Source organism: Rhodococcus sp. 14C212, assembly GCF_011058195.1.
GTDB lineage: Bacteria > Actinomycetota > Actinomycetes > Mycobacteriales > Mycobacteriaceae > Rhodococcus > Rhodococcus aetherivorans.
This window is the reverse complement of the sequence record NZ_JAALEH010000005.1, coordinates 74,363-91,524: the sequence shown is the minus strand read 5'-3', so window position 1 is coordinate 91,524 and position 17,162 is coordinate 74,363. Positions and strand designations below refer to the sequence as shown.

The following is a 17,162-nucleotide window of genomic DNA, read 5'->3' as shown; positions in this document are numbered from 1 at the left end:
GCCACGCTGGGTGGGGGCGCTCAGCGGATCAGGTTCCCCAGGTCGACCGGGATCTGCGCGCCGGTGATGTACTTCGCCTCGTCCGAGCACACCCACGCGACGACGGCCGCGACGTCCTCGGGCTGCAGGATCTCGTAGGGCAGGGAGTTCATGTAGATCGGGCCGAGGGTAGTCGCGTATTTCGCGATGAGCGGGTGCAGGTCGCTGACCTTCATGCCGGTCTCCACGCCGGCCGGGTGCACGGTGTTGACCCGGATCCGATGCTCGCCCAGCTCGTTCGCCATCGTCTTCGCCAGTCCGGTGATGCCGTGCTTCGTCGCGACGTAGTGGCCGGTGAACGGGGTGCCCTTGAGACCCGAGACGGAGCTGGTGAAGACGACCGCCCCACCCTCGCCCTGCTCGATCAGGTAGGGCACGGCGGCCTTCGCGGTGTGGAACACCCCGGTGAGGTTGACGTCCACCGTTTCGCGCCACTGCTCGAGGGTGATCTCCCACGACAGCGCGCCCGAGCAGATGCCGGCGTTGGCGACCACCACGTCGAGCCGGCCGAGCCGCTCGACGCCGTCGGCGAGTGCCCGTGAGAGCGCGTCGAAGTCCCGCACGTCCGCGGTCGTGGCGACGATGCGACGCCCGGTCTTCTCGACCAGCCGCACGGTCTCCGCGAGATCCTCCTCCGTGGCGCCCGGGTAGGCGGTCGAGGCGAAGTCGATGCACGCGTCGATCGCGATGATGTCGGCGCCTTCGCGGGCGAACTGCACCGCCTCGGCGCGGCCCTGGCCGCGCGCCGCGCCGGTGACGAAGACGACCTTGTTCTCGAAACGGTCGGCGGCATCCATGCTCGTCTCCTCGGCAGTGGGGCGATCGTCGGGTCGGACGCGGATTCTCCACGTCCGAAGCGGCGGGCGATACCACGGGTTCCGCTCAGCGGGACCGGGGCCCTGGTCCCGGCGTTCGTCGCGCAGGATCTCCACGGCCGATCGCGGTTCGGCACCGCAGCCGATCGCCCCCCATGTGGTTACCGACTAGTAATAGAGCATATGTTCTGTTACGGTCCCGCTATGCCCCGCCCCCGCATCCATGACCTCGACGAGGTTCTCGACGCCACCGAAAGGCTCGTGGTGGAGGGTGGCGCGAGTGCGGTGACGCTGCGTGCGGTCGCCGCGGCCACGGGGATGTCGAACGGGGCTCTGTATCACGCGTTCGGCTCACGGGGCGGGCTGGTGGGCCGGGCCTGGCTGCGCGCGGCCCACCGCTTCCTCGACCTGCAACACGCGTCGGTCGACGAGGTTCTCGGCTCCGCCTCGGCGCCGGCCCGGGCCGTCGGGGTCGAGGCCGTCGTCGCGGCTGCCGATACCCCGGCGGCGTTCGCCGCCCTCTTCCCCGAGTCCTCGCGTCTTCTGCTCACCGTCCGGCGCGACGAGCTGCTCGGGTCCGACCTGCCGGAGGATGTCGCCGCCGAGTTGAGCCGGCTCGATTCGGTTCTGGTCGCGCTGCTCGTCCGCCTGTCCCGGACGTTGTGGGGCCGCGGCGACGCGCGTGCGGTCGCGGTCGTCGAGGACTGCGTCGTCGGTCTGCCCACGGGGCTGTTGCTCCGGCGTCGGCACGTCCCCGACACGGCCTTGCGGCAACGCCTCGAGGCCGCGGTCCGTGCGGTTCTCACCCTCGATCCTCCGCCGGCGCCGCCCCGGCGCGGCGGCCACACGAAAGGTTCTCGATGACTGTCACTCTGACCTACCGGGACAAGATCGCCGTCCTCGACCTCGGCGACGACGAGAACCGGTTCTCCCCGGACTGGCTCGACACCGTCGACCGGCTCCTCGACGAAGCGCAGCAGAACGCGCACGCGCTCGTCACCACGGCGACGGGGAAGTTCTACTCCAACGGCCTGGACCTGGAATGGTTGACGGCGCACGGTGATCGGGCGCAGTGGTACGTCGGCCGGGTGCAGGCGCTGTTCGGCCGCGTCCTCACCTTCCCGTTGCCGACGGTCGCCGCGGTGGTCGGGCACGCGTTCGGGGCGGGCGCCATGCTCGGCATCGCGCACGACTACCGGGTGATGCGCGCCGACCGGGGCTACTACTGCTTCCCCGAGGTCGACATCCACATCCCGTTCACGCCGGGCATGGCCGCGCTGATCCAGGCCAAGCTGAACCCGCAGACTGCAGTCACCGCGATGACCACCGGTCACCGCTACGGCGGCCTCGAGGCCGAGGCCGCCGGCCTGGTCGACCGCACAGCCGGCGAGGGCAACGTCCTGGATGCTGCCGTCGAGCTCGTCACCCCGCTCGCGGGGAAGGATCCCGGCACTCTCGGTGCCATCAAGTCCACCATGTTCGCCGCCGTGGTCGAGTCGCTCGCCCAGGGGCGGGCATGACCGGCCACGAGCGACATCCGGTACCGGACGGAGGTCCGCGGGGCTAACCGGGCTCCGTCCCGGGCAGCAGCGCCCGCACCGCGTCGATCGTGTCCGCGTCGTCGGCCGTCTTGTCGGGGCGGTAGCGCAGCACGCGAGCGAAGCGCAGCGCCACCCCGCCGGGGTAGCGGGGGCTGACCTGCACCCCGTCGAGTTCGATCTCCACGACCAGTTCCGGTCGCAGGTACACCGTGTGCGCGTCGCGGCTGCGTTCGTGCCGCGGGAATTCCTCGGTCTGCCATTGCAGCAGGGCGTCGGTCAGCCCCTTGAACGTCTTACCGACCATGACCGGTTCCCCGCCGTCCGGGTCTCGCGCGCCCAGATGGAGATTGGACAGGTAGCCGGTGCGGCGGCCGTAGCCCCACTCGGCGCCGAGCACCACCAGGTCGAGCGTGTGCTCCGGCTTGACCTTCTGCCAGGCGCGGCCGCGCCGGCCCGCCGCGTAGGGCGCGGTGAGGTCCTTGACGACGACGCCCTCGTGTCCGGCGGCGAGCGCGGCATCGAACTGGGCCTCGGCTGCGGCGTCGTCCGGCCGTAGCACGCCCGGGATCCGGTGCTCGGAGGCGACCCGATGCAGGGCGTCGAGACGCTCGGCGAGCGGTGCGTCGAGCAGGTCGACGCCGTCGAGGTGCAGGCAGTCGAAGAAGTACGGGTGCAGCAACAGATCGTGGGCGGACTCGGCGCCGAAGCGGCTCATGGTCTCCTGGAACGGCCGGGGCCGGCCCGCGGGGTCGAGCGCCAGGGTCTCGCCGTCGAGCACCACCGACGTGCACGGCAGCGCGGCGACCAGATCGACGAGTTCCGGTACGCTGCCGGTGATCTCGCGCAGAGCGCGAGTGAACACCCGCACCGTTTCGTCGTGGCGGTGCACCTGGATGCGGGCGCCGTCGAGCTTGTACTCGACGCTGACGTCGCCGCCGAACCGGCTGTAGGCGTCGGCGAGGGACTGCGCGGGAGAGGCGAGCATCGGCCTGATCGGCCGGCCCACCTCGAGACGGAACGCGGTGAGCGCGTCGGCGCCGCCGGTGAGCGCGGCGGCCGCCGTCACGGACAGTTGCCCGGAGAGCATGAACGCCCGGCGCACCGTCTCGGCGGGCAGACCGGCCGTGGCGGCCACCGCGTCGGTCATCACTCCCTCGAGCGCGCCCTGCCGCAGATCCCCGGTGAGCAGCCGCACCAGGAACTCCTGCTCGGCAGTGGTGGCCGCGCCGAGCAGCGTGGCGAGCAGTTCGCGGCGCCGCCCCGTCGAGCCGGACCCGGACAGACCGGCGAGCTCGGTGAGGGCCCGGTCGACGTCGGAGACGGTCAGCGAGGGCGCGTCGGCCGGGTCGACGCGGGCCCCGGCGAGGGTGCGCCAGCCCACGCCGATGCGGCCCTGGCGCGGCTCGCCCGCCAGCCACGACACCGCCGGCTCGACCTCCACGGGATCGAGGACGGCGAGGAGGCTGCACAGTTCTTCCACCTTGGTCCGGCGCGACCGGGTGGCACCGACGGCCCGTGAGGTGGCGACGATCGTCGAGAAGAGCACGTCCCGACCGTACCGACCACCGCCGGTTCCGGCGCGGATTCACCGCCGCTTCCGACGCGGGTTCGCCGCCGGTCGGTCAGTCGCCGACGCGTTCGCCCGTCTCCGGATGGAACAGGTGCACCGAGCCCTCCCGCTTACGCAGCCGGATCGTGTCCGCCAGCCGGGCCGGCGTGCGCGTGAGCGACCGCGCGACGAGGGTGGCGTCGCTGCGCGCGACGCGGGTGTACACGTACGACTCGCTGCCGAGTTCCTCGACGAGGTCGACGATGGCCTCGACGCCGTCGCCGTCGGTGATCTCCAGCTGTTCGGGCCGGATCCCGACGGTGACGGTCTCGAGGCCGGCGCGGTGCAGCGAGGCCATGCGGTCCCGTTCGACGTCGACGACGGTGCTGCCGATCTGCACGCCGCCGTCGACGATCCGCGCGTCGAGCAGGTTCATCGCGGGCGAGCCGATGAACCCGGCGACGAACGCGTTGGCGGGCCGGTCGTACAGCTCGGTGGGGGAGGAGAACTGCTGCAGCGTGCCGCCGCGCAGCACCGCCACCCGGTCGCCCATGGTCATCGCCTCGACCTGGTCGTGCGTGACGTACACCGTGGTGGTGCCGAGACGCCTTTGCAGCGCGGCGATCTGGGTGCGGGTCTGCACCCGCAGCTTGGCATCGAGGTTGGACAGCGGTTCGTCCATGCAGAACACCTGCGGTTCGCGGACGATCGCCCGGCCCATCGCGACGCGCTGCCGCTGGCCGCCGGAGAGCTTGGCGGGCTTGCGGTCCAGGTAGTCGGTGAGGTCGAGCAGCTTCGCCGCCTGCTCGACCTTGCGCCGCCGTTCGTCGGCGCTCACGCCGCGCATCTTCAGCGCGAAGCCCATGTTCTCGGCGACGGTCTTGTTCGGGTACAGGGCGTAGTTCTGGAAGACCATCGCGATGTCACGATCCTTCGACGGCACGCCGACCATGTCGCGGCCGCCGATACTGATCGAGCCCTCGTCGATGTCCTCGAGTCCGGCGAGCATCCGCAGCGCGGTGCTCTTGCCGGAGCCGGACGGTCCGACCAGGACGACGAACTCCCCGTCCTGGATGTCCAGGTTCAGCGAGTCGACGGCGAGGGTGTCGGAGTTCTCGTAGATGCACGAGGCGTTGCGGTAGGTGATCTCGGCCATGACGATTCCTTCGAAAGTGATCGGGAGAGTTACTTGATTGCGCCGAACGACAGGCCGCGCACGAGCTTGTTCTGGGCGATCCAGCCGGCGAGGACGACGGGCAGCGCCGCCATCGTCGCGGCCGCGGACAGGCGAGCCCAGTACAGGCCCTCGCCGGTGATGAAGCCGACGAGAAACACCGGAATGGTCTGCGCCTGCACCGCCGTGAGGTTGACGGCGAAGAAGAATTCGTTCCAGGAGAAGATGACGCAGATCAGGGCGGTGGCGGCGATGCCGGGCGAGACGAGCGGCAGGATCACCTCGCGCACCGACGTCCACAGGCTGGCGCCGTCCATGTTCGCGGCCTCGAGCAGCTCGCCCGGCACCTCGAGGAAGAACGAGCGCATCATCCACACCGCGATCGGCAGGTTCATCGCGGTGTAGAGGATGATCAGTGCCCAGATGTTGTCGAGCAGACCGATGTTCGCGACGATCACGTAGAGCGGGATGATCGCGGCGACGATCGGCAGCATCTTCGTGCTGATGAAGAAGAACAGGGCGTCCTTGGTCTTGCGCACCGGCCGCAGCGACAGGGCGAACGCGGCGGGCACGCCGAGCAGCAGGACGAGGATCGTCGACACGCCGGTGGCGAACGCGGAGTTGAGCAGGCTGACACCGACGCCGGTGTCGAACACCGCGCGGAACTGGTCGAGGGTGGGAGTGAAGAAGAACTTCGGTGGATCGGAGTAGGCGTCGGCCTCCTGCTTGAAGGCGGTGAGCACCATCCAGAACACCGGGAAGAAGAACCCCAGGGCGGCGATCCAGGCGACGACGCCCCAAGGGTTTGCCTTGCGGTGCTTGCGTTTCCGGGATCGTGACGGGACGGTCTCCGGTGCGGGTAGCTGCTGTGTGGTGGGGGCGGTGGTGCTCATCAGGCGGCCTCCTCTTTGCCCGTGAACGATGTGAAGATCAGCCGCAGCGCGACGGTGGCCACGACGATGGTGGCGACGACGACCACCACACCCATGGCGGCGGCCTGGCCGATGTCGAAGCCGAGGAACGCCCGCTGATAGATGTAGAACGGCAGGTTGGAGCTGGCGGTACCCGGTCCGCCCTGGGTCATCATATAGATGGCGTCGAAGGTGTTGACCAGGTGGATCGCGCCGAGCACGGCGCCGAGTTCGATGAACCGTCGCAGGTGCGGCAGGGTCAGCTCGCGGAACAGGGCGAAGGCGCCGGCCCCGTCGACCCGGCCGGCCTCGAGGGTGTCACGCGGCATGGACTGCAGCCCGGCCAGGATGAGCAGCATCATGAACGGGGTCCACTGCCACACCAGGTTGGCCATGACCGCGGCGAGCGGATAACGGCTGACCCAGTCGATCTGCCCGACGCCGAACGGGGAGAGCACGAAGTTGACGATGCCGAACACGGGATCGAACATCGCGGTCTTCCATATCAGCGCCCCGGCGACGGGGGTGACGAGGAACGGCGTGATGAGCAGGGTGCGGACGATGCCGCGGCCGAGGAAGACCCGGTCGAGCAGCAGCGCGAGCAGCAGGCCCAGCACGACGGAGATCAGCACGGTGCCGACGATGAGGATCACGGTGTTGACGGCGACCTCGCGGAACTGGCTGTCGCGGAAGACGTCCGCGTAGTTCTGCAGGCCCACGAAGCTGCGCGAGCCCGGGCGCACCAGGTTCCACGACTGCGTGGAGTAGTAGAGGGTGAACACGAACGGGATCTGCGTGACCACGATCATGAAGATCAGGGCCGGCAGCAGGGGCCCGCGTCGGCGCCAGCCCTCCGCGCGGGAGACCGCATCGCTCTTGGCGTCCCGCACCCGGCGGATGCGTTCCGAGTCGTCGGCGGTGGGTGCGCCGACTGCCACGGTTGTCATTGTTGATCCTCCCGGTAGGTGGCACCGACGACGTCGGCGTATTCCTGGGCCTGTTCCAGCGCTTCGGTGACGGTCTTCTGACCGGCGATCGCAGCGCTGACCTGCTGGCTCACCCGCGTTCCGAGGTCCTGGAACTCGGGGATGGCCAGGAACTGGACACCGGTGTAGGGCACCGGATCGACCGTCGGGGCGTCCGGCGTCGCGTTCTCGATGGACTGGAGGGTGAGCGGCCCGTAAGCGGCTGCGGCCTCACGGTATTCGGGGATTTCGTAGGTGGACAGCCGGCTGCCGGGCGGCACCCGCTCCCAGCCGAGGGTCTCGCCGACGGTGCGCAGGTACTCCTTGCTCGTCATCCACGAGACGAACCGCCACGCCGAGTCCGCGTTGTCGCTGTCGACGGGGATGCCGAGCGACCAGCTGTAGAGCCAGCCCGCGTCGTCCTTGACCCGGATCGGTGCCGGCGCGTACCCGATCTTTCCGACCACGTTGCTCGACGCGGGGTCCTCGAGGGTGGACACCGCCGACGTGGAGTCGTACCACATCGCGACGCGGCCCTGGGCGAGCTGCGTGGCACATTCGCTGAAACCGCTGGTGGCCGCGCCCGGCTGGCCGTGCTCGCGCACGAGGTCGACGTAGAACTGCACGGCCTCGACGACCTCGGGACTGGTGAGCTGCGCGTTCCAGTTCTCGTCGTACCACCGGCCGCCGAAGGTGTTGATCACCGTGTTCAGCGGGGCGAGCACCTCACCCCATCCGGGCTTGCCGCGCAGGCAGATCCCGGCGGTGTCGGGGCTGTCGAGGCGCGCGGCGGCGGCGGCCACCTCGTCCCACGTGGGGGTGGGGGACAGGGCGATGCCGGCCTGCTCGAACAGGTCCTTGCGGTACATCAGGAACGAGGACTCGCCGTAGAACGGCACCGAGTACATGTCGCCCTCGTAGGACAGCGAGTCGCGCAGGGAGGGAATGAAGTCGTCCTCGTCGTAACCCTCCGTCTGCCGGGCGTAGTCGGAAAGGTTGGTCAGCCATCCGTTCTCCGCCCACTGCGGAGTCTCGTAGTTGCTGATCATCACCACGTCGAACTCGCCGCCGCCCATCGCGGTGGAGGCCGTGATCTTCGCGCGGGCCTGGTTCTCCGAGAGCGTGACGAACCGCAGGTCGATGTCCGGGTTCTCGGCCTCGAACTGTGCGGCGAGTTGCTGGGCGTCCTGCATCTGGGAGTTCGACACCATCGCGATGGTGACGGTCTGGTCGGAGGCGCCGATCGAGCCGGCGCCGGCGCAGCCGGTGAGCGTGAGGCTGAGCGCCCCCGCCCCGGCCACCAGCATTCGGGTGGTCGTTCTGGATGTGTTCACCGATCGTCGCCTCTTCTTCGGTCTCTCCGTGGGGTTATCGGTCGAGTAGCCAACGTGCGCACTCGATGTCGCACACGAGCATGGTGGCCAGGCCGCCGCGCAGCGCCCCGAGCGCGGCCTGGTGTTTGGCGGCCCCGCCGGTGACGAGGACCGCGCCGGGGCAGGCCCGGATGTCGTCGAGCGAGACCGACACGGCGCGGCGGTCGAGGTCCCCGCCGACCGCGGTTCCGTCCGCGTGGAAGAACCGGCCCGCGATCTCGCCGACCGCGCCGAGCTCGGTGAGCGCGTCGAGCATGGCGGTGTCGAGGTAGCTGCCCTCGAACAGGGTGGTCGAGGTGGACACCGCCCCCACGCCGAACATCATCATGTCGGCGCGGCGGCCGATGTCCAGGGTGCGGGAGATCATCGAGTCGGCACGCATGGACGTGACCGTCGCGGGGTCGGCGTACAGGGGAACGGGGAGCCGAACCATCTTGGCCTGCAACTGTTCCGCGCATCGCCCGAGCACGTACTCGGCGCCGGTCTGGTAATCGGACGCGGTGACGGCGCCGTCGAGCTGGACGATCGTCGCGCAGGTCGCCCCGCCCGGCGGCAGGGCCTGCGCGACGGCCACGGTCTCCGGGCCCCACGTGAATCCGAGGGTGTCCGTCGCGCGGATCCGCCGGCTGATCAGGGCGGCGGCGGCCCGTCCGACGCCCGCGAAGCTGGCGGCCTCGTCGAGCGGGCCGGCCGCGTCCACGCCGTCACCGACGACGACGGCCTCGAGCAGACCGAAGCGCTCCTCGAGGGCGCGTTCCTCGTCGGCGTGCAGGTCGTCGCGCAGGTTGGCCGGCACGTTCACCTCGATGCGCACCAGGCCCTGCGCCCGGGCCCGGGCGACGAGGCGTCCCGCGGTCGGCCGGGAGACGCCGAGCCGCGTCGCGACCTCGGCCTGGGTGAGGCCGTCCAGGTAGTACAGCGTCGCCGCGCGCAACGCCAGGCGCAGCTCCTCCGGCGCGGCGGTAGCCGCGGGCTGGTTCGTCACGTGGGGGACGGTCACGACATCTCCTGGTTCGGAGGAACACCGTGAGCAAATGCTCATGGGTGCGTTCATCTGCTCAGTACGCTAGCATCGGAAGTGTGACCCACACAACACCCCCGTCGATCCCGGCCGGCATGCGCGCCGCCGTCCTCGTCGAACCCGGACGGATCGAGATGCGCGAACGGCCGGTCCCCGAACCCGCACCCGGCGACGTGCTCGTCCGGGTCACCTCCGTCGGCGTGTGCGGATCGGACACGCACTACTACCGGGAGGGCCGCATCGGCGAATTCGTCGTCGAGGCGCCGCTCGTCCTCGGCCACGAGGCTTCCGGCACGATCGCCGCGGTCGGCGCCGGCGTCCCCGCCGACCGGGTCGGGCAGCGCGTGTCCATCGAGCCGCAGCGCCCCGACCCCACCACCGACGAAACCCGGCGCGGACGCTACAACCTCTGCCCGCACATGCGGTTCTTCGCCACCCCACCCGTCGACGGCGCCTTCTGCGACTACGTCACCATCGGGGCCGAATTCGCCCACCCCGTGCCCGACACCGTCTCCGACGACGCCGCCGCCCTCTGTGAACCGCTGTCCGTGGGCATCGCCGCCGTCCGCAAGGCGGGCGTCACCGCCGGTTCCCGGGTCCTGGTCACCGGCGCGGGCCCCATCGGGATCGTCACCGCGCAGGTCGCCCGCGCGTTCGGCGCCACCGACATCGTCGTCACCGACCTCGACGCGGACCGGCGCGCGCTGGCCCGGAAGTTCGGGGCGACCGCCGCGCTCGACCCGCGCACCGACGACGTCACCGGCCTGCACGTCGACGCCTACATCGACGCCTCCGGCGCCCCCGCCGCGGTCGCCGCCGCGATGCGGGCGGTCCGGCCCGCCGGCACCGTCGTCCTCGTCGGCTCCGGCGCCGAGACGATGAACCTGCCGGTCCAGCTGATCCAGAACCGCGAGCTGGTCCTCACCGGCGTCTTCCGTTACGCCCACACCTGGCCGACGGCGATCGCCCTCGCCGCCACCGGTCGCGTCGACCTCGACGCGATGGTCACCGCCCGCTTCCCGCTCGAGAGGGCGGCCGAAGCACTCGAATCCGACCGGACACCCGGCAACATCAAGACCGTCGTGCGGGTGCACCCCGGCGACGACACGTAAGGAGCCCCGAAGTGGACCTGGGCGAGAACACCCTGACCACCCTGCCCGTCCCCGGCCCGACCTACTCGCGCCGCGACATCGGCGTCGGCATCGTGCATTTCGGGGTCGGCGGATTCCATCGTGCCCATCAGGCGATGTACGTCGACCGGCTGCTCGAACGCGGCGCCGCCCGCACCTGGGGCATCTGCGGCGTCGGCGTCCTGCCCGGCGACCGCCGCATGCGCCACGCCCTCGCGGCCCAGGACGGCCTCTACACGCTGATCCTGCGCCACCCGGACGGCAAGTGGGAACCGCGGGTGATCGGTTCGATCGTCGACTACCGCTACGCCCCCGAGGATCCCGAGGCGGTGATCGAGCTGATCGCCGCACCCACCACCCGCATCGTCTCGCTCACCGTCACCGAGGGCGGCTACAACATCCGCCACGACACCGGCGAATTCGACGTCGACGACCCCGCCGTCCGCCGCGACGTCGAGCACCCCGACGCACCGGGCACCGTCTTCGGCCTGGTCACCGCCGCGCTCGCGCGCCGCCGGGAGCGCGGGTTGCCGTCGCCGACGATCATGTCGTGCGACAACATCGAGGGCAACGGCACCGTCGCCCGGCGGGCCTTCACGTCCTTCACCGAGCTCGTCGACCCCGATCTCGCCGGCTGGATGCGCGAGCACACCCGGTTCCCCAACTCGATGGTCGACCGCATCACCCCGGTCACGACCGACGACATCGCCCCGGAACTCGACGCCCGCTTCGGCGTCCGCGACCGCTGGCCCGTGGTCGCCGAACCGTTCACCTCGTGGGTGCTCGAGGACGACTTCTCCTGCGGCCGTCCGGCCTTCGACGAGGCCGGGGTGCAACTCGTCGACGACGTCGCGCCGTACGAGCTGATGAAGCTGCGCCTGCTCAACGCGAGCCACCAGGCGCTGGCCTACTTCGCCCACCTGTGCGGCTACCGCTACGTACACGAGGCCGCCCAGGACCCCCTGTTCGCGGAGTTCCTGCTCGACTACATGGACACCGAGGCCACCCCCACCCTGCGGCCCGTGCCCGGCATCGACCTCGCACAGTACAAGCACACCCTGATCGAGCGCTTCGCCAACCCCGAGATCCGCGACACCGTCGCCCGGCTGTGCGCCGAATCCTCCGACCGCATCCCGAAGTGGCTGCTGCCGGTGGTGCGGGAGAACCTCGCCACGGGCGGATCGGTGCGCCTGGCCGCCGCCGTCGTGGCCGGCTGGGCCCGCTACGCCGAGGGCATCGACGAGGCCGGCGAACCCATCGAGGTCGTCGACCGGCTCGCCGACACCCTCGGGCCCCGCGCCCGCAGCCAGCGCGACAATCCGACCGCGTTCCTCGAGAACCGCTCCGTCTTCGGGGATCTCGCCGATCAGCCGCGGTTCGTCGAAGCCTACCGGTGGGCACTCGGGTCCCTGCACCGTGTCGGGGCCCGCGCCACCCTGCAAGCCCTGCGCAGCAAGGTCGAATCGTGAACGGGCCCGTTCTCGTGATCGGCGAGGCGCTCGTCGACATCGTCCGCCGGGGCGCGGCCGAGCCCGTCGAACACGTCGGCGGCAGCCCGCTCAACGTCGCCGTCGGCCTCGGCCGGCTCGGCCGCGACGTCGAATTCGTCACCCACATCGGCGACGACGACCGCGGCCGTCGTATCGTCGGCCACCTCGCGGCCTCGAAGGTGCGGCTCGCCGCCGGCAGCAGCACCGCGGCGCGCACCCCCACCGCGACCGCCCTCCTCGACGAGAACGGCTCCGCCACATACGAGTTCGACCTCGAATGGCAATTGCCCGATCCTCGTCCCACACCCGGTGCCCGGCACGTGCACACCGGATCCATCGCGGCCCTCCTCGAACCCGGTTGCGAGGCCGTGGCCGCGCTGCTCGACCGGCACGTGCCCACCGCGACGATCAGCTACGACCCCAACGTCCGGCCCGCGCTCGTCGGCGAGGACCCGCGCGCCCGCGACCGCATCATCCGGTTCGTCGCGGGCGCCGACGTCGTCAAGGCCAGCGACGAGGACCTGCGCTGGTTCGCCCCCGACCGCGACCCCCGCCACGTCGCGCGGGAGTGGCTCGCACTCGGGCCGGCGCTCGTCGCGGTGACCCTCGGCGCGGGCGGTGCCGTCGCCGTCGCGCGGTCCGGCGCCGTCGAGGTCGCCGCGCATCCGGTCGAGGTCGTCGACACCGTCGGCGCCGGTGACGCGTTCATGGCCGGCCTGCTCGACGCCCTGTGGACCCAGGAGCTGCTCGGCGATCGCGAGCGCCTGCGCGGAATCGGATCGGACGCGCTGCGCACGGTCCTGGACGTCGCCGCGCTCACCGCCGCCCGCACCGTCGCGCGCGCCGGCGCGGACCTGCCCACCCGCGACGAGCGGGACGCCGACCCGAAGGAGCCGTGGTGACGCTCGTCGCCGGGATCGACTCGTCCACCCAGTCCTGCAAGGTGCTCGTCTGCGACGCGCACACCGGCCACATCGTGCGGCAGGGCCGCGCCCCGCACCCCGACGGCACCGAGGTCGACCCGCGTGCGTGGGCGGACGCCCTCGACCGCGCCGTCGCCGCCGCCGGCGGGCTCGACGACGTCGCCGCGGTGTCGGTCGGCGGTCAGCAGCACGGGCTGGTGACTCTCGACCAGGCCGGGACGGTGGTCCGCCCGGCGCTGCTGTGGAACGACACCCGCTCGGCCGCGGCCGCCGCCGACCTCGTCGCCGACCTCGGGGGCGGACAGCAGTGGGCCGACGCCGTCGGCGTCGTCCCGCTCGCCGCGATCACCGTCGCCAAGGCCCGCTGGCTCGCCGACCACGAACCCGCCCGCGCCGACCGCACCGCGGCGCTGTGCCTGCCGCACGACTGGCTGACCTGGCGGCTGGCTGGCGGATCGGACATCGGCGCGCTGATCTCCGACCGCAGCGATGCCAGCGGCACCGGCTACTACAGCGCCGCCGACGACGCCTATCGCACCGACCTGCTCGCACTTGCGTTGCGCGGCCGCCGGCCCCTGCTGCCCCGGGTGGCCGGACCGGCCGAACAGGTCGGGGAGACGGGCCGGGGCGCTGCGCTGGGGCCCGGCGCCGGGGACAACGCCGCCGCGGCTCTCGCCCTCGGTGCGCGCGAGGGCGACGTGATCGTCTCCGTCGGCACGTCGGGCGTGGTCTCGGCGGTCTCGGTCACCCCCACCCGCGACCCCGAGGGGCTGGTCGCCGGCTTCGCCGACGCCACCGGCCGCCACCTGCCGCTCGTGTGCACGCTCAACGCGGCGCGGGTCCTCGACGCCACGGCCGCGCTGCTCGGCGTCGATCACGACGAACTGTCACGGCTCGCGTTGTCGGCCCCGCCCGGCGCCGGCGGCCTCGTGATGGTGCCGTACCTCGAGGGCGAGCGCACCCCCAACCGGCCCGGCGCGACCGGCGCGATCCACGGCCTGCGCCTGACGAATTCGACGCGGGAGCACCTGGCGCGCGCGGCCGTGGAGGGACTGCTGTGCTCGCTCGCGGACGGCCTCGACCACATCACCGCGCAGGGCGTGCCGGTGCGACGGGTGCTGCTCGTCGGTGGGGGCGCCCGTTCCCGCGCGCTGCGCGAGGTCGCGCCCGGCATCCTCGGGGTCCCGGTGGAGGTGCCCGAGCCGGGCGAGTACGTCGCCGTCGGCGCGGCCCGCCAGGCGGCGTGGGTGCTCGACGGCGGCGCGGAACCACCGCGGTGGGAGGGCGGTGCCGTGCAACGTTACGAGACCGACCCGATGCCGGCCGTGCGCGCCCGGTACGCGGAGGTCCGCGACCTGACCGAGGGCACGGCTCGCTGCGGCTGACGCCGGCCGCTCAGGACAGACCGAAGGCACTGGCCAGGAAATCGATCAGCCAGGAGAAGATCTCCGCGGACCCGATCACGCTCGAGCCCTCGTCGGCGGTGTCGGCGAGGGCCGTGCCGGGCGCGAGCGCCGACAGGACTGTGGCGCCGAGAACTGCCGTGATGATGCGAGCCGACGTCCGCATGAGCGTCTCCTTCCGACGGGTATCGAAACCAGTCCATGATCGCCCGTGCGGGCGGCGGTTGCGACCGCGATGAGTTCCGGTTCCGTCTCGGGTCGATATCTGTGACGCCGACAGGGCGCCGTCATCCACCGAGCAAGGAGAAGACGATGCCGAAGATCACCCCGTTCCTGTGGTTCGACACCGAGGCCGAGGACGCGGCCAAGTTCTACACCAGCGTGTTCCCCGGCTCCCGCATCCTGGGCACCACCTACTACCAGGACACCGGCCCCAAGCCGGCCGGCACCGTCATGACCGTCGACTTCGAGCTCGACGGCCAGCGCTACGTCGCGCTCAACGGCGGCCCGGAGTTCTCGTTCACCGAGGCGGTGTCGTTCCAGATCGACTGCGCCGACCAGGACGAGGTCGACCACTACTGGAACGCCCTCACCGAGGGCGGGGAAGAGAGCCAGTGCGGCTGGCTGAAGGACCGCTTCGGGCTGTCCTGGCAGGTGGTGCCGCGGCGGCTCTTCGAGCTGCTCTCCGACACCGACCCCGAGGTCGCCCGGCGCGTCACCGAGGCGATGTTGCAGATGCGCAGGATCGAGATCGCATCGCTCGAGGACGCCGCCCGCGGCTGAACCGGCGCGGCGGCCGAGCCCAGCGGACACCGCGGCGGCGGTGATAGCTTTCGGTCGATGACCACGCGCACCGAGCGGCTCGACGAGCTCCCGTTCACCCGCAGACACGGCAAGCTGCTCCTCGGCTCCGGTGTGGGCTGGGCGCTCGACGCCATGGACGTCGGGCTCATCTCGTTCGTGATGGCCGCCTTGGCCGTGCAGTGGGGCCTGAGCACGACCGAGCTGTCGTGGATCGGTTCGATCGGCTTCGTCGGGATGGCCGTCGGCGCCGCGCTCGGCGGCCTGCTCGCCGACCGGATCGGCCGGCGCCAGGTGTTCGCGGTGACGCTGCTGGTATACGGCCTGGCCACCGGTGCCGCCGCGCTCGCCGGCTCCGTCGCGGTGCTCATCGTGCTGCGGTTCGTCGTCGGTTTGGGTCTCGGCGCCGAACTTCCGGTCGCGTCGACCCTGGTCAGCGAATACGCGCCGCGCCGGCAGCGTGGCCGCATGGTCGTCGCGCTCGAGGCGTTCTGGGCGGCGGGGTGGATCCTCGCCGCCCTCATCGGCTACTTCGTGATCCCGCTCGGCGACGACGGCTGGCGCTGGGCGCTGGCCGTGGGGATCGTCCCCACCCTGTACGCGGTGGTCGTGCGGTTCGGCCTGCCCGAATCCGTCCGGTACCTCGAGAGCCGTGGCCGCTACGGCGAGGCCGAGACGGCCGTCCGGTCCTTCGAGATGTCCGCCGGGCGCGACGCGCCCCCGGCCAAGGAGGAGACGTCGTGTCCGGTGCGCACCGACCCGGCGGCGGCCGAGTCGATCTGGTCGTCGCGGCTGCGGCGCCGGACCGTCGCCCTGTGGACGGTGTGGTTCGGCATCAACCTCTCGTACTACGGGGCCTTCATCTGGCTGCCCAGTCTGCTGGTCACCCAGGGCTTCGACCTGGTGAAGTCCTTCCAGTACACGCTGATCATCACGCTCGCGCAGTTGCCGGGATACGCGGCCGCCGCGTGGCTGATCGAGGTGTGGGGGCGGCGCGCGACCTTGGCGAGTTTCCTCGTCGGCTCGGCCGTGGCCGCCGGACTGTTCGGCCTCGCCGACACCCCCACCCGGATCGTCGCCGCCGGAATGGCGTTGTCGTTCTTCAACCTCGGCGCGTGGGGCGCGCTGTACGCGATCGGTCCGGAACTGTATCCGACGTCGGTGCGGGCCGCCGGGACCGGTGCGGCGGCCGCGTTCGGGCGCATCGCGTCGATCCTCGCGCCGCTGCTGGTGCCCGGGCTGCTCACGGCCGGCGGCAACCCGCTCGTCTTCGGGGTGTTCGCGGCGGCGTTCGCCGTCGCCGCCGTCGCCGCCTACACGCTGCCGGAGCGCAAGGGGCAGGTGCTCGAGGCCTGAGCCCTACGCCCGTGCGGCCGGCGCCTGGCTGCAGGCCGTCGCCACGGCGAAGGCGCCGAGGGCCGTGCCGGTGACGAGGCGCTGGGCCCGCACGGCCCACGGGTGCGTTGCCATGCGGCGCGCGACGGCTGCCGCGCCGAGCACGATCACCCCGTTCACCGTCAGCGCCACCCCGATCTGGACTGCGCCGAGCACGAGGAATTGCCGCCATTCGGGACCGGCGGCGGGCGAGACGAACTGGGGTAGCAGGGCCGCATACATCAGGGCGATCTTCGGGTTGAGCACGTTCGTCGCGAGGCCCATGCCGAACAGTCGCGCCGCCGAGTGCTCGGTCGCCGGGGCCGGGGCGAAGAGTGCACCGCCCCCGGGACGCAGAATGCCCCATGCGAGGTAGGCGAGACAGCCCGCGCCGGCGAACCGCAGGAGATCGTAGGCGCCGGGGACCGCGGCGAACAGGGCGGAGAGCCCGGCCGCAGCGGCGAGCAGGTAGCAGAGGAACCCGGTGCCGACGCCCGCGAGGGACACCAGGCCGGCGCGGCGGCCCTGGGCCAGTGACCGGGAGGTCAGATACATCATGTTCGGGCCGGGCGTGAGGACCATGCCCAGCGCGACCACGGCCACCCCGGCCGCAGCGGAGGCAGAAACCACGGGAACCCCTTCCGTTCGGGACA

Annotated in this window: 17 protein-coding genes; 8 read left to right on the top strand and 9 right to left on the bottom strand. The window is 71.5% G+C overall.

Translation table 11 applies throughout. The features are described 5' to 3' along the window. Nucleotides 1-20 precede the first annotated feature (20 nt). On the bottom strand, nt 21-836 hold the full coding sequence (locus G6038_RS04290; protein WP_165036084.1) for a mycofactocin-coupled SDR family oxidoreductase: 816 nt from the start codon (nt 834-836) through the stop codon (nt 21-23). A 222-nt stretch (nt 837-1,058) separates the two neighbouring features. Between G6038_RS04290 and G6038_RS04285 the strand changes: the two genes are divergently transcribed. Beyond that, nucleotides 1,059-1,718 carry a TetR/AcrR family transcriptional regulator gene (locus G6038_RS04285; protein ID WP_165036083.1) on the top strand — a complete coding sequence of 220 codons (660 nt, stop codon included), beginning with the start codon at nt 1,059-1,061 and terminating at the stop codon, nt 1,716-1,718. Continuing rightward, on the top strand, nt 1,715-2,374 hold the full coding sequence (locus tag G6038_RS04280; RefSeq protein WP_165036082.1) for an enoyl-CoA hydratase-related protein: 660 nt from the start codon (nt 1,715-1,717) through the stop codon (nt 2,372-2,374). The genes G6038_RS04285 and G6038_RS04280 overlap by 4 nt, the downstream gene beginning before the upstream one ends. A gap of 43 nt (nt 2,375-2,417) precedes the next feature. Here the strand turns inward: G6038_RS04280 and G6038_RS04275 are convergent, their stop codons facing one another. From G6038_RS04275 to G6038_RS04250, 6 genes are all read right to left on the bottom strand, one after another. After that, on the bottom strand, nt 2,418-3,941 hold the full coding sequence (locus G6038_RS04275; RefSeq protein WP_165036081.1) for an ATP-dependent DNA ligase: 1,524 nt from the start codon (nt 3,939-3,941) through the stop codon (nt 2,418-2,420). A gap of 76 nt (nt 3,942-4,017) precedes the next feature. Next, nucleotides 4,018-5,100, bottom strand: coding sequence for a sn-glycerol-3-phosphate ABC transporter ATP-binding protein UgpC (gene ugpC, locus G6038_RS04270; RefSeq protein WP_165036080.1), 1,083 nt, complete (start codon nt 5,098-5,100; stop codon nt 4,018-4,020). 29 nt (nt 5,101-5,129) lie between these two features. Then, nucleotides 5,130-6,011: a carbohydrate ABC transporter permease gene (locus G6038_RS04265; protein WP_165036079.1), complete on the bottom strand. Its 882-nt coding sequence runs from the start codon at nt 6,009-6,011 to the stop codon at nt 5,130-5,132. Next, nucleotides 6,011-6,976, bottom strand: a complete 966-nt coding sequence (locus G6038_RS04260; protein ID WP_165036078.1) for a sugar ABC transporter permease — start codon at nt 6,974-6,976, stop codon at nt 6,011-6,013. The genes G6038_RS04265 and G6038_RS04260 overlap by 1 nt, the downstream gene beginning before the upstream one ends. Continuing rightward, nucleotides 6,973-8,301: a sugar ABC transporter substrate-binding protein gene (locus G6038_RS04255; protein ID WP_165036134.1), complete on the bottom strand. Its 1,329-nt coding sequence runs from the start codon at nt 8,299-8,301 to the stop codon at nt 6,973-6,975. Before G6038_RS04255 ends, G6038_RS04260 begins: the two co-directional genes overlap by 4 nt. Nucleotides 8,302-8,362: 61 nt before the next feature. Next, nucleotides 8,363-9,367, bottom strand: coding sequence for a sugar-binding domain-containing protein (locus G6038_RS04250; RefSeq protein WP_165036077.1), 1,005 nt, complete (start codon nt 9,365-9,367; stop codon nt 8,363-8,365). Between the two features lie 116 nt (nt 9,368-9,483). Here G6038_RS04250 and G6038_RS04245 point away from each other — a divergent pair, with 116 nt between their 5' ends. Genes G6038_RS04245 through xylB form a run of 4 tightly spaced genes read left to right on the top strand, consistent with a single transcriptional unit; the run spans nt 9,484 to nt 14,316 of the window. Next, nucleotides 9,484-10,500 carry an NAD(P)-dependent alcohol dehydrogenase gene (locus G6038_RS04245; RefSeq protein WP_165036133.1) on the top strand — a complete coding sequence of 339 codons (1,017 nt, stop codon included), beginning with the start codon at nt 9,484-9,486 and terminating at the stop codon, nt 10,498-10,500. An 11-nt stretch (nt 10,501-10,511) separates the two neighbouring features. After that, nucleotides 10,512-11,987, top strand: coding sequence for a mannitol dehydrogenase family protein (locus G6038_RS04240; RefSeq protein WP_165036076.1), 1,476 nt, complete (start codon nt 10,512-10,514; stop codon nt 11,985-11,987). After that, nucleotides 11,984-12,910, top strand: a complete 927-nt coding sequence (locus G6038_RS04235) for a carbohydrate kinase (RefSeq protein WP_165036075.1) — start codon at nt 11,984-11,986, stop codon at nt 12,908-12,910. The genes G6038_RS04240 and G6038_RS04235 overlap by 4 nt, the downstream gene beginning before the upstream one ends. Next, nucleotides 12,907-14,316, top strand: coding sequence for a xylulokinase (gene xylB, locus G6038_RS04230; RefSeq protein WP_165036074.1), 1,410 nt, complete (start codon nt 12,907-12,909; stop codon nt 14,314-14,316). The genes G6038_RS04235 and xylB overlap by 4 nt, the downstream gene beginning before the upstream one ends. A 10-nt stretch (nt 14,317-14,326) precedes the next feature. Here the strand turns inward: xylB and G6038_RS04225 are convergent, their stop codons facing one another. Further along, nucleotides 14,327-14,500 carry a hypothetical protein gene (locus tag G6038_RS04225; protein ID WP_165036073.1) on the bottom strand — a complete coding sequence of 58 codons (174 nt, stop codon included), beginning with the start codon at nt 14,498-14,500 and terminating at the stop codon, nt 14,327-14,329. Nucleotides 14,501-14,646: 146 nt separating this feature from the next. Here G6038_RS04225 and G6038_RS04220 point away from each other — a divergent pair, with 146 nt between their 5' ends. Together G6038_RS04220 and G6038_RS04215 are read left to right on the top strand one after the other, a co-directional pair. Then, nucleotides 14,647-15,117, top strand: a complete 471-nt coding sequence (locus G6038_RS04220; protein ID WP_165036072.1) for a VOC family protein — start codon at nt 14,647-14,649, stop codon at nt 15,115-15,117. A gap of 57 nt (nt 15,118-15,174) precedes the next feature. Next, entirely contained in the window at nt 15,175-16,491 is a 1,317-nt protein-coding gene (locus tag G6038_RS04215; protein WP_165036071.1) for an MFS transporter, read from the top strand. Nucleotides 16,492-16,494: 3 nt separating this feature from the next. Here the strand turns inward: G6038_RS04215 and G6038_RS04210 are convergent, their stop codons facing one another. Beyond that, complete coding sequence (locus G6038_RS04210; RefSeq protein ID WP_165036070.1) at nt 16,495-17,139, bottom strand: LysE family translocator; 645 nt, start codon at nt 17,137-17,139, stop codon at nt 16,495-16,497. Between the last annotated feature and the right edge of the window lie 23 nt (nt 17,140-17,162).

Excerpts from the sequence above, each read along its gene's own strand:
- G6038_RS04290 (WP_165036084.1), bottom strand. The coding sequence starts at position 836 with ATGGATGCCGCCGACCGTTTCGAGAACAAGGTCGTCTTCGTCACCGGC.
- G6038_RS04285 (WP_165036083.1), top strand. The coding sequence starts at position 1,059 with ATGCCCCGCCCCCGCATCCATGACCTCGACGAGGTTCTCGACGCCACC.
- G6038_RS04280 (WP_165036082.1), top strand. The coding sequence starts at position 1,715 with ATGACTGTCACTCTGACCTACCGGGACAAGATCGCCGTCCTCGACCTC.
- ugpC (WP_165036080.1), bottom strand. The coding sequence starts at position 5,100 with ATGGCCGAGATCACCTACCGCAACGCCTCGTGCATCTACGAGAACTCC.
- G6038_RS04265 (WP_165036079.1), bottom strand. The coding sequence starts at position 6,011 with ATGAGCACCACCGCCCCCACCACACAGCAGCTACCCGCACCGGAGACC.
- G6038_RS04260 (WP_165036078.1), bottom strand. The coding sequence starts at position 6,976 with ATGACAACCGTGGCAGTCGGCGCACCCACCGCCGACGACTCGGAACGC.
- G6038_RS04255 (WP_165036134.1), bottom strand. The coding sequence starts at position 8,301 with ATGCTGGTGGCCGGGGCGGGGGCGCTCAGCCTCACGCTCACCGGCTGC.
- G6038_RS04245 (WP_165036133.1), top strand. The coding sequence starts at position 9,484 with ATGCGCGCCGCCGTCCTCGTCGAACCCGGACGGATCGAGATGCGCGAA.
- G6038_RS04225 (WP_165036073.1), bottom strand. The coding sequence starts at position 14,500 with ATGCGGACGTCGGCTCGCATCATCACGGCAGTTCTCGGCGCCACAGTC.
- G6038_RS04220 (WP_165036072.1), top strand. The coding sequence starts at position 14,647 with ATGCCGAAGATCACCCCGTTCCTGTGGTTCGACACCGAGGCCGAGGAC.
- G6038_RS04215 (WP_165036071.1), top strand. The coding sequence starts at position 15,175 with ATGACCACGCGCACCGAGCGGCTCGACGAGCTCCCGTTCACCCGCAGA.